Below are 10481 nucleotides of genomic sequence, written 5' to 3'. Positions count from 1 at the left end.
CTGATGGCATTGACGGGACATACGGGCTCGCAGGCCCCGCAATTGATGCATTCTTCATTGATGGTATAGGCCATGGGTATCACCTCCTCCGGGAAAAGTTTTGTAAACCGGTTAACAACCGTCGACATGGTACACCACTTTGCGACTCGCTGTCCACCCCAAAGCCCACGCCGACAACACAAAATTTCTTGCAATTCATGTTCTACTCCGATAGTCTTTTAAGACATTTTTTGCCGGGTTTTCAGGCCGGTGTCATGGTCGCACAGGACCTGCCCGACGGTGCCGCGGGGAACGGAACCGGTTCGGCAAAACGACATTCTACCGATCTGAGCCGAAAGAGAAAACCATATCTACAACTGAGGAGGTTACCTGCAATGGATATCCTTGCATTGAACTGCGGCAGCTCGTCCGTCAAGTATCAACTCTACGACTGGAAGCGCAGGGAGATCGTCGCCAAGGGAATGGTGGAACGCGTCACCGTCGGCGACTCTTTCATCATCCATGAAGTTCCCGGCCGTGAAACCTATCGGGAGGAGTACGAGTGCCCCGACCACCAGGTGGCCATTCATCTGATCATCAAGACCCTCACCAGCAAGGCGCACGGCGTGGTCAGCGACATGAATCAGATTTCCGCGGTCGGCCACCGGGTCGTACATGGCGGCGAGAAGTTCACCTGCTCGGTCAAGATCGATGAGGCCGTTCTTGCCGCGATCAAGGAGGTGCAGCACCTCGCGCCCCTGCACAACCCGCCGAACAACTCGGGAATCGAGGCGGCCAAGTCGGTCCTTCCCGACGTGCCTCACATCGCCATCTTCGACACCGCCTTTCACCAGACGATGCCCAAACACGCCTACACCTACCCTGTTCCCCTCGAGTGGTACGAGAAGCACGGCGTGCGGCGCTACGGATTCCACGGCACCAGCCACCTATACGTCTCCAAACGGGCGGCGGTGCTGCTCGACAAGGATCCCAAGGATTGCAACATCATCACCATGCATATCGGCAACGGCGTCTCCCACACGGCCATCAAGGGAGGCATCTCGGTCGACACCTCGATGGGTCTCACCCCTCTCGAGGGAGCGGTCATGGGGACCCGTTGCGGTGATATCGATCCGGCCATCCCGATGTTCATCCAGCAGAAGGAAGGGCTCTCCGCCAAGGAAATCGACTCTATCCTCAACAAAAAGTCAGGCGTTCTGGGCATCACCGGGCAGTTCACCGATCGTCGCGACGTCATCGAGGGCGCGGAGAACGGCTGCGAAAAATGCGCCCTCGCCCTCGATATCGAGGCCTACCGGCTCAAAAAATACATCGGCTCCTACTGCGCGGCCATCGGACGGCTCGACGCGGTGGTCTTTACCGCCGGGGTCGGCGAGATGGGCTGGCAGATCCGCGAACGAGCCCTCGATGGCCTTGAGCACATGGGGATCATCCTCGACCGGGAGAAGAACCGCAACACCATGACCCGCAAGCGCGAGAGCGTCATCACCACCCCCGACTCGCCGGTCAAGGTCTTCGTCATCCCCACCGACGAAGAGTTGGTCTTCACCGAAGACGTCGTCGCCATCCTCGAGGGAACCTACACCGACCACATGAATTTCAAGTACGCCTTCGCCAGCAAGGATTTCCAGCGGAAGTAATTCGTAGGGACGAGCATGCCTCGCCCTGCTCTAAAAAAATCGAGGCCGGCGAAAAAATCGCCGGCCTCTCGCTTTTTCTGAAGGGAAAGGGCGACGCCTGCGTCGCCCCTGCATCTCACCCCTGCGCTTGAACAGCGGTAATGGCGGCGACGGAGATGATGTCATCCACCGAGCAGCCGCGGGAGAGGTCGTTGACCGGCTTGGCCAGACCCTGGATGATGGGACCGACGGCCTCGGCGCCGGCCAGGCGTTCGACCAGCTTGTAGCCGATGTTGCCGGCGTCGAGGTCGGGGAAGATCAGGGTGTTGGCCTTGCCGGCGACGGTTGACCCGGGAGCCTTCTTGGCACCGACCTTGGGAAGCAGGGCGGCATCGGCCTGCAGTTCGCCGTCGATCTGCAGGCTGGGGTCGAGCCCCTTGGCAATCTCCAGCGCCTTGAGCACCTTGTCGACGTCCTCATGGCTGGCGCTCCCCTTGGTCGAGAAGGAGAGCATCGCCACCCGCGCTTCGACGCCGAGGAAGCTTTTGCAGCTCCGGGCGGTGCTGACGGCGATCTCGGCCAGCGCCTGGGCGTCGGGGTTGGGGTTGACGGCGCAGTCGGCGAAGAGGATGGTGCCGTTCTCGCCGAACTCGGGGGTCTTGGTCACCATCAGGAAGACCGAGGAAACGGTCTTCATGCCGGGGGCGGTGCCGACCACCTGGAAGGCGGCGCGCAGCACGTCGCCGGTGGTATTGAAGGCACCGGCCACAGCGCCGCCGGCATCCCCCAGCCGCACCATCATCGATCCATAGTAAAGGTTGTCCTCGCCGGTCAGCAGCTTCTTCGCTTCTTCCCGGGAGAGTCCCTTCTTCTTGCGCAGTTCCACCAACTCGTCAATGTAGGATTCGAGCTTCGGCGAGGTTTTGGGGTCGAGCAGTGTCACCCCGTCGAGGGAGGCACCCAGTTCCTTTGCTTTGGCCTTCAGGGTTTCGGGGTTCCCCAGCAGTACCACTTTAGCCAGTCCATCCTTGACGATCTGCCCGGCGGCCTGGACCATCCGGTCGTCGTACCCCTCGGGCAGGACGACGGTCTGCAGATTCTTGCGGGCCTTTGCCTTGATCTGATCAACCAAATGCATGTCAGTGTGCCTCCTCCAAACAGAGTTTGAATACGGCTTTCTTTTATACCCGATGGCCTTTGAACGGTCAACTTTTTTTGCCTCTAACAGCGGGCCAGGCCGCCTCCGGGAAATCATTACTGGCCCCGTATCGCTGCCATCATGTATAATGGCAGCTGTTCCAAGATGCCGCAACTCTCATACAACGGATTCATGCAACTCGACCGCCATCAAAACGCCCTGCTGCTGGGGTTTATCACCGTCTCCCTGCTGCTGCACCTGCTGCTGATCTATCTGCTGCCGGAGCTGAGCCTCTTTCCGCCCCCGCCGGCCAAGGAGCCGGTAGTCGTCGAATTACTTCCGACTGTACCGCCCAAACCCAGGGAGAGGGAACTCGACCTGCCACCCGACACCCCGGAGACGCCCCGCGCCAGACCGGCCAAACGACTGGGGTCTGTGGATCGCCAGGTGGAGCGGGAGACAGCGCCGAAGGGCGATTTCCCTGAGGACAGCACGCCACGCACAGCCCGCCCGGCGACCATGCCGGCGCCACCAGGGGCCAGAACCGAGTCGTCACTCCAGACGCCGGCGGCCGCTGAAAAACGACCTGCGGGTGAGGGCCCGGCGACAACGGAAGCCCCCCCTTCGCCTGAGCAACGCCCCGGCGTCAGCATGAAGACCCTAATGGCCTCGGCCACTCAGGCCGCACAAGCCGTCGCCGAAAAGCAGATTGCCGAGTGGCGGCAGAAATACCGCGAAGAGGTGGAGCATGGGGACGCCGTATGGCTTGATATGGAGAAGGACTTGCTTCACTCCTTCTTCCAGCGCTTCCGGGACCACATCTACGGGGTCTGGAACTACCCGCGCCGGTCGGCGGAGCGGGGAGAGGAAGGAACCTGCCTGCTGAAGATCACCATTAGCCACGACGGTTCTGTGAAGGAAGTGCTCCTGAGAGAATCCTCCGGTTACCGCGATCTCGACGAAGAGGCGCTGGCGGCGGTCCGCAAGGGCGCGCCCTACGGCAGACTACCTGCCGCGTACAAGGAAGAGACCCTCACCATTTTCGCCTTCTTCCAGTACAACCTCACGCGCCGGATGATCTATTGACCAAAAACGAAGGGCCCCGATCGGAGCCCTTCGTTTTTCATCCTTCCCATTTCAGCCGCGGGTTGCGCGCCGCCGCCGTCTCGTCGAACCGGCGGGTGCGGGTCTTGAGCGGCGCCTGGTGCAGCAGGTCCGGATTCTCCTGCGTCTCCTTCGCAATCGCCAGCATGGCGTCGCAGAACTCGTCGAGCACCTCCACGCACTCGGTCTCGGTCGGCTCGATCATGATCGCCCCCTTGACCACCAGCGGGAAGTAGATGGTCGGCGGGTGGTAACCATAATCGATGAGGCGCTTGGCGACATCGAGGGTGTGGCAGTCGCCGCCGAGGTCGCGGTCCGAGAAAACCACCTCGTGCATGGAGCGGCGCCGGTGCGGCAGATGGTAGGTCCCCTCCAGGCGGGCGCGGATGTAGTTGGCGTTGAGCACCGCCATCTCGGTCGCGTGCCGCAGCCCCTGCGGTCCCATCGAGCGGATGTAGGCCCAGGCGCGCACCAGGATGCCGAAGTTTCCGTAGAAGGCCTTGACCCGGCCGACGGAGTGCGGCCGGTCATAGTCGAGACGGAAGACCTCCCCGTCCTTGACCACCAGCGGCACCGGCAGAAAGGGTGCCAGCTCCTCGGTAACCCCGACCGGTCCGGCGCCGGGGCCGCCGCCGCCATGCGGGGTAGCGAAAGTCTTGTGCAGATTGAAGTGCATGACGTCGATCCCCATGTCGCCGGGCCGGGCAATGCCGAGCAGGGCGTTGAGGTTGGCGCCATCGCAGTAGACCAGCCCCCCCTTGGCGTGGACGACGTTGCAGATCTCCGTGATCTCCGACTCGAAGAGCCCCAGAGTGTTCGGGTTGGTGATCATCAGCGCCGCCACCTCCCCGTCCATCACCGCCGCGACGGCCGCCGCCGAGAGGATGCCGTCGGAAGCTACCGGCACCACTTCGTAGCCGCAGAGAGCGGCGGTGGCCGGATTGGTGCCGTGGGCGGTATCGGGGATGATGACCTTTTTGCGCGAGTCGCCGCGGGCTTCGAGGCAGGCGCGGATGACCAGCATCCCGGTCAGCTCGCCATGGGCGCCGGCGGCCGGCTGCAGGGTGACTGCAGAGAAGCCGGAGATCTCCGCCAGCGCCTGCTGCAGGTGGTACATGAGCGCGAGCGCCCCCTGCGCCAGATGCTCGGGCGCGTAGGGATGGGCGCCGGCCAGCCCTTGCAGGCGCGCCGCCACTTCGTTGACCTTGGGGTTGTACTTCATGGTACAGCTCCCCAGGGGGTAGAGTCCCGAATCGACCCCGTAGTTCCAGGTGGAAAGCCGGGTGAAGTGACGCACCACGTCGACCTCGGAGAGCTCCGGGAAGCCAGGGACCTCATTGCGGGCCAACTCCGCTGACAGAGGGGCCTCGGGGACGTCGAGCGCCGGCAGGCTGTACCCCTTGCGACCGGGGTCGGAGTGTTCGAAGATCAGCTTTTCGTTGAGGATCAGTCCGGTCGTACCCAGGCTCTTCATCGACCACCTCCCGCCAGGGCCGCGACCAGCGTATCGATCTCCTCCCGGCTGTTCTGTTCGGTGACGCAGACGAGGAAGCGCCCCGGCATCCCGCCGTACCAGCGATCCAGGGCAATGCCGCCGAGAATGCCGGCGGCTTCCAGGCGGCCCAGAACGACGTCCGCCCCTTCCTGCGCCTCGACAACGAATTCGTTGAACGTCGGTCCGGCGAAGGGGAGGGAAAAACCTGGCAGCGCGGCGATTTTCTGCTTGGCGTACTCGGCCTTGGCCAGATTCTGCTTCGCCACCTCGCGGATTCCCTGCTTGCCGAGGAGCGACAGGTAGATGGTCGCCATCAGCGCGCAGAGACCCTCGTTGGAGCAGATATTGGAGGTCGCTTTCTCGCGGCGGATGTGCTGCTCGCGGGTGGCCAGGGTCAACACGAAGCCGCGCCGCCCCTCACTGTCGACCGTTTCGCCGACCAGCCGGCCGGGCATGGAGCGGAGGTCCTTTTTGCGCGCGGCGAAAAACCCCAGATACGGCCCGCCGTAGGAGAGCGGAATGCCGAAGCTCTGCCCTTCCCCGGCGACGATGTCGGCGCCCAGCTCACCGGGGGACTTGAGCAGCCCCAGAGCGATCGGCTCCTGCACCGCCGCCACCAGGTAAGCGCCGCAATCGTGGGCGGCCGCCGAGATGGCCGCCAGATCCTCGATGACGCCGAAGAAGTTGGGGTAACCGGCTACCACGGCCGCCGTTTCCTTGTCGAGCAGCCGCTCCAGCTCACCCGGCTCGGTGCGACCGGCGGCATCGAAGGGGATCTCGATCATTTCCAGCTCCAGGTAGCGGCAGTAGGTGGCCACCGTCGCCCGGTATTCGGGATGCAGGGCACGCGAAAGCAGGACCTTGCGCCGGCGGGTGGCGCGGACCGCCATCAGCACCCCTTCGGCGCAGCTTGAGGCGCCGTCGTACATCGAGGCGTTGGCGGCGTCCATCCCGGTCAACTGGCAGATCAGCGTCTGGTACTCGAAGATCGCCTGCAGCGTCCCCTGGCTGATTTCCGGCTGATAGGGGGTATAGGCGGTGTAGAACTCGCTGCGGGAGATGAGCTGGTCGACCACCGCCGGGATGAAGTGGTTGTACGCTCCCCCTCCCAGAAACGAGAGATGGCTGGCAGCGGTGGCGTTGCGAGCGGCCAGACGGCCCAGTTCGCGCAACAGCTCGCTTTCGGCCGCAGGCGCCGGCAGTGCGAGCGGACGGTTCAGCCGGACAGCGGCGGGGACCCCTTCGAACAGGGCCTCGACGCTGCCGACACCGACAGTTTCCAGCATCTGCCGGATATCCTCTTCGGTATGGGGGATGTAGCGCATGAAATCAACTCCTGGAAAACCGGACCTTTATCCTTCTTCCTCGATGAACTCCTGGTAGGCATCGGCATCCATCAGCCCTTCCAGTTCCGCCGGGGCGGACAGCTTGATCTTGATCATCCAGCCGTCGTCATAGGGGGAGGTGTTGATGGTTTCCGGCGCGTCGGGGAGTTCTTCGTTGATCTCGACCACTTCGCCGGAAACCGGCGCATAGACATCGGAGACGGCCTTGACCGACTCTACGACGCCGAAGGGCTTGCCCGCCTCGACCATCGTTCCCACCGCGGGGAGTTCGACGAAGACCACGTCGCCGAGCTGGTCCTGGGCAAAATCGGTGATGCCGACGGTCACCACATCAGCCTCGACCATCACCCACTCATGTTCTTCGGTGTACTTCAATTCCTCCGGAAATTCCATGGCTGCCTCCTGTATGGGATGTAGGGGCGCAATTTATTGCGCCCAGGGCGCGATGACTCGCGCCCCTACAACAAACGTATCAAATCATTTCTTCACGAACGGCGTCTTGACTACCTCGGCCCCGACCCGGCGGCTGCGGATGCCGATCTGCAGAGGCGTGCCGATCGCGGCCTGGGCCGTCTCGACCAGCGCCAGGCCGAGGCCGATGCGCAGACTTGGGGACATGGTACCGCTGGTCACGCAGCCGACCTCCCTCTCTCCGGCGAAAACGGGATACTCGGCCCGCGGCACCCCGGCCTCGGTCATCCGGAAGCCGACCAGTCGCCGGGGAACACCCGCCTGTTTCTGGCGCAGCAGGGCGTCGCGGCCGATGAAACCCGGCTTCTCCAGTTTGGTGATCCATCCCAGCCCCGCTTCCAGGGGAGTGATTTCGGGGGAGAGCTCATGGCCGTAAAGGGCATACTTCATCTCCAGGCGCAGGGTGTCGCGCGCCCCCAGTCCAATCGGCGCCAGGCCATCCGGCGCCCCGGCTTCCAGCAGAGCGTTCCAGACATGTTCCGCCGCCTGGGGGGTGAAGTAGAGTTCGAAACCGTCTTCCCCGGTATAGCCGGTGCGGGAGATGATGGTCGGCACTTCCGCCACCAGCCCCTCGTAGAAATGGTAATAAGCGATTTTCGTCAGGTCGGTGTCGGTCAGGCGGGCGAGGATCGCCGGCGCCGCCGGCCCCTGCAGCGCGAGCTGGGCAAAGTCATCGCTGCGGTTGCGCAGCGCTACGTCGGGGAAGTTTCCCTCTTCGAGCACCTCCTCCATCCAGGCGAAATCCTTGTCGGTATTGGAGGCGTTGACGCAGAAGAGGTAATGGTCGTGGTCGAAACGGTAGAGGGTCACATCATCCACCACTCCACCATGCGGGTAGCAGATGGCGCTGTACTGGATCTGGCCGTTGACCAGCGTAGCAGCGTCGTTGATGGTCAGTTCCTGAATATAGGCGAGGGCTCCGGGACCCTTGACCTCGATCTCCCCCATGTGGGAGACGTCGAAAAGCCCGGCGGCGCCGCGCACCGCCAGGTGTTCTTCGATGACCCCTTTGTACTGCACCGGCATATCCCAACCGCCGAACTCGACCATGCGGGCGCCAAGTTTTCTGTGTACCTCGTTCAGAGGGGTCTTCTTCAGCATGGTACCTCCAGTGAAATCAGACACGAGGCCAAAGGAAATTCAAAACCCAGCCCCCAGTTCTTGCCCCCTGCCCCTTGCCTTTGGCCTTTTGCCTCGTGCCTGCCTTACCCCAAAATCTCCGGAATCCTCTCCTCGCAGCCGAGGGTCATCAGATGCACCCCCTGGCAGTGCTGACGCGCTGCGGCCACCATCTCCCGGGCTATAGCCACACCTTCGTCAAGGGGGCGGGCGGCCTGCTCCAACCGGTCGATCAGCTGGGCGGGAACCCGGACCCCCGGGATGTTGTCGTTGAGAAAGCGGGCCATTCTGGCACTCTTGAGCAGCAGCACCCCGAGCAGCACCGGCACCCCGAGCGGCCGGGCCACCGCCATGAAGCGTTCGAGCTTGACCGGGTCGAATACCGCTTGCGTCTGGAAGAAACGGGCGCCGTTTTCCACCTTCTTGGCGAATTTCTGGAACATCAGCTCGAAGGGCTCGGCCTCCGGGGTCACCGCCGCCCCGGCGAAGAAGCGGGGGAAGCCGGCGAGAGGCTTGCCGGCCATATTGTGACCGGCCATCAGACCGTCGACTACTTGCAGCAGTTGTACCGAATCAAGATCGAAAACCGACTTCGCTCCGGGGTGATCGCCGAAACGGAGATGATCGCCGGAGAGGACCAGGACGTTCTCCACACCCAGTGCCGCCGCCCCGAGCAGGTCCGACTGCAGGGCCATGCGGTTGCGGTCGCGGCAGGTCAGCTGCAGGATCGGTTCGATCCCTCGCCCCACCAGCAGCGCCGCTACCGCCAGGGGACACATGCGCATATTGGCCCCCTGGTTGTCGGTGATATTGACCGCCGTCACCCCGACAAAGGCGCGTGCCGTCGCCAGGGCGGGCGCAAGGTCAGCCCCCTTGGGCGGAGCGATCTCGGCGGTGACGACGAATTCTCCGCCAGCAAGAGCCTGAGAAAGACGAGACATGTTAAATCAACCTCATAGGGCCCACAAGTCCCATAGGTCCTATGGGTCCTATGTTATTTTATGCCTGCCCGGCTTGCGCTTTTTTCCCCAGTCCTTGGGCGGCACCGGACGGCGGAAGACCCCCGGCCGCCCCTGTTTTTTCAACCGTTCGAAGATCAGGTGCCAGGCACAGTCGATCTCCCGGTCCGCCTCGCATTTCCCTTCTTCCATACCGCCGCAGGGACCGTTCAGCAGCCCCTTGGCGCAGGTGGTAACCGGGCAGATGCCGGCCGTCTCGTTGAGGATGCACTCGCCGCAGAGGGAGCACTTCTCCTCATATTGGCCGAAACGCCGGATGTTGCCGAGAAAGAGCGTGTTGAGCCCGCCGATGACCCGTTGGTCGGTACTGCTGGAAATCGACTGGATGCCGGCGCCGCAGGCGAGTACCAGCAGCGCCTCGGCCTCTTCGACCTGGCCTTTGTGCTGGCGCAGGTCGCGGGCGGCGCGCATGATGTGACACGCCTCGTCGATGACCACACTGCCGGTCACCTCCTTGCCGACCGAAGTGAGCCATTCCAGCATCTTGAAGACCTCTTCTTCGCCGCCCGCCTTGCAGGCGGTGGCGCAGGCGGCACACCCCACCAGAAAGAGGCGGGTCTTGCCGTCCAGCACCTGAAGGAGTTCTTCTTTGCTTTTCTGGTCGCTGATGATCATAAAAAATCCGGCAACGGGCAACTGGCAGAAGGCAGAGGGTATTCTCCCGGGCCTACAACCCTCAGCCTAGTGCCGGTCCCTGGCGGCCCTGCGTTTGGCGCTCTCCACCGTGTTGAACAGCAGCATGGTGATGGTCATCGGGCCGACCCCGCCGGGGACGGGGGTGATGGCGCCGGCTCTTTCCTTCGCCGCTTCGAATTCGACATCCCCGACCAGTTTCTTTTCGCCGACGCGGTTCACGCCGACATCGATCACTACCGCCCCCGGCTTGATCCACCCCCCCTTGATCATCTCGGGGCGGCCGACGGCGGCAATCAGCACATCGGCCCGCCGTACCTGTTCGGCAAGATCGCGGGTGCGGGAATGGCAAATCGTCACCGTGGCATGCTTGGCCAGACACATCAGCGCCACCGGTTTGCCGACGATGTTGGAGCGCCCGACCACCACGACCTCCTTGCCGGCAAGGTCGACGCCGGTCTGCTCGAGCATCTTCATCACGCCGTAGGGAGTGCAGGGCTGGAACAGGGGATTGCCGGTCACCAGACGGCCGACGTT

The 10481-nt window shown here is 63.2% G+C and carries 11 protein-coding genes; 2 read left to right on the top strand and 9 right to left on the bottom strand.

Going from position 1 to position 10481, the window contains the following annotated elements; all coding sequences use genetic code 11:
• Positions 1 to 74, bottom strand: a 74-nt coding sequence (locus tag VD811_03175) for a ferredoxin (GenBank protein HXV19980.1), incomplete at its 3' end; no start/stop codon positions are given.
• A gap of 300 nt (positions 75 to 374) precedes the next feature.
• Here VD811_03175 and VD811_03170 point away from each other — a divergent pair.
• A complete protein-coding gene (locus tag VD811_03170) occupies positions 375 to 1640 on the top strand; it encodes an acetate kinase (GenBank protein HXV19979.1) in 1266 nt (421 codons plus the stop codon).
• A gap of 115 nt (positions 1641 to 1755) precedes the next feature.
• Here VD811_03170 and pta read toward each other — a convergent pair whose 3' ends face one another.
• Entirely contained in the window at positions 1756 to 2757 is a 1002-nt protein-coding gene (pta, locus tag VD811_03165) for a phosphate acetyltransferase (protein ID HXV19978.1), read from the bottom strand.
• 165 nt (positions 2758 to 2922) lie between these two features.
• Between pta and VD811_03160 the strand changes: the two genes are divergently transcribed.
• Positions 2923 to 3843 (top strand): TonB family protein, encoded by a 921-nt coding sequence (locus tag VD811_03160; GenBank protein ID HXV19977.1) that lies wholly within the window; start codon positions 2923 to 2925, stop codon positions 3841 to 3843.
• Positions 3844 to 3880: 37 nt separating this feature from the next.
• On the opposite strand, the gene gcvPB is transcribed toward VD811_03160, so the two are convergent.
• The 7 genes from gcvPB to VD811_03125 all read right to left on the bottom strand — a co-directional run.
• Positions 3881 to 5335, bottom strand: coding sequence for an aminomethyl-transferring glycine dehydrogenase subunit GcvPB (gene gcvPB / locus VD811_03155; GenBank protein ID HXV19976.1), 1455 nt, complete (start codon positions 5333 to 5335; stop codon positions 3881 to 3883).
• Complete coding sequence (gene gcvPA / locus VD811_03150) at positions 5332 to 6681, bottom strand: aminomethyl-transferring glycine dehydrogenase subunit GcvPA (GenBank protein ID HXV19975.1); 1350 nt, start codon at positions 6679 to 6681, stop codon at positions 5332 to 5334. The genes gcvPB and gcvPA overlap by 4 nt, the downstream gene beginning before the upstream one ends.
• Positions 6682 to 6708: 27 nt before the next feature.
• On the bottom strand, positions 6709 to 7095 hold the full coding sequence (gene gcvH / locus VD811_03145) for a glycine cleavage system protein GcvH (protein ID HXV19974.1): 387 nt from the start codon (positions 7093 to 7095) through the stop codon (positions 6709 to 6711).
• Between the two features lie 84 nt (positions 7096 to 7179).
• Positions 7180 to 8274 (bottom strand): glycine cleavage system aminomethyltransferase GcvT, encoded by a 1095-nt coding sequence (gene gcvT / locus VD811_03140; protein HXV19973.1) that lies wholly within the window; start codon positions 8272 to 8274, stop codon positions 7180 to 7182.
• A 104-nt stretch (positions 8275 to 8378) separates the two neighbouring features.
• Positions 8379 to 9233: a methylenetetrahydrofolate reductase gene (locus VD811_03135; GenBank protein HXV19972.1), complete on the bottom strand. Its 855-nt coding sequence runs from the start codon at positions 9231 to 9233 to the stop codon at positions 8379 to 8381.
• A gap of 48 nt (positions 9234 to 9281) precedes the next feature.
• Positions 9282 to 9926, bottom strand: a complete 645-nt coding sequence (locus VD811_03130) for a methylenetetrahydrofolate reductase C-terminal domain-containing protein (protein ID HXV19971.1) — start codon at positions 9924 to 9926, stop codon at positions 9282 to 9284.
• A 66-nt stretch (positions 9927 to 9992) separates the two neighbouring features.
• Positions 9993 to 10481 (bottom strand): bifunctional 5,10-methylene-tetrahydrofolate dehydrogenase/5,10-methylene-tetrahydrofolate cyclohydrolase (locus VD811_03125; GenBank protein HXV19970.1); only part of this gene is annotated, 489 nt, incomplete at its 5' end.

Source organism: Desulfuromonadales bacterium (assembly GCA_035620395.1).
Taxonomy (GTDB): domain Bacteria; phylum Desulfobacterota; class Desulfuromonadia; order Desulfuromonadales; family DASPGW01; genus DASPGW01.
The sequence above is the reverse complement of the archived record's forward strand: the minus strand, read 5'-3'. Positions and strand labels throughout refer to the sequence as shown.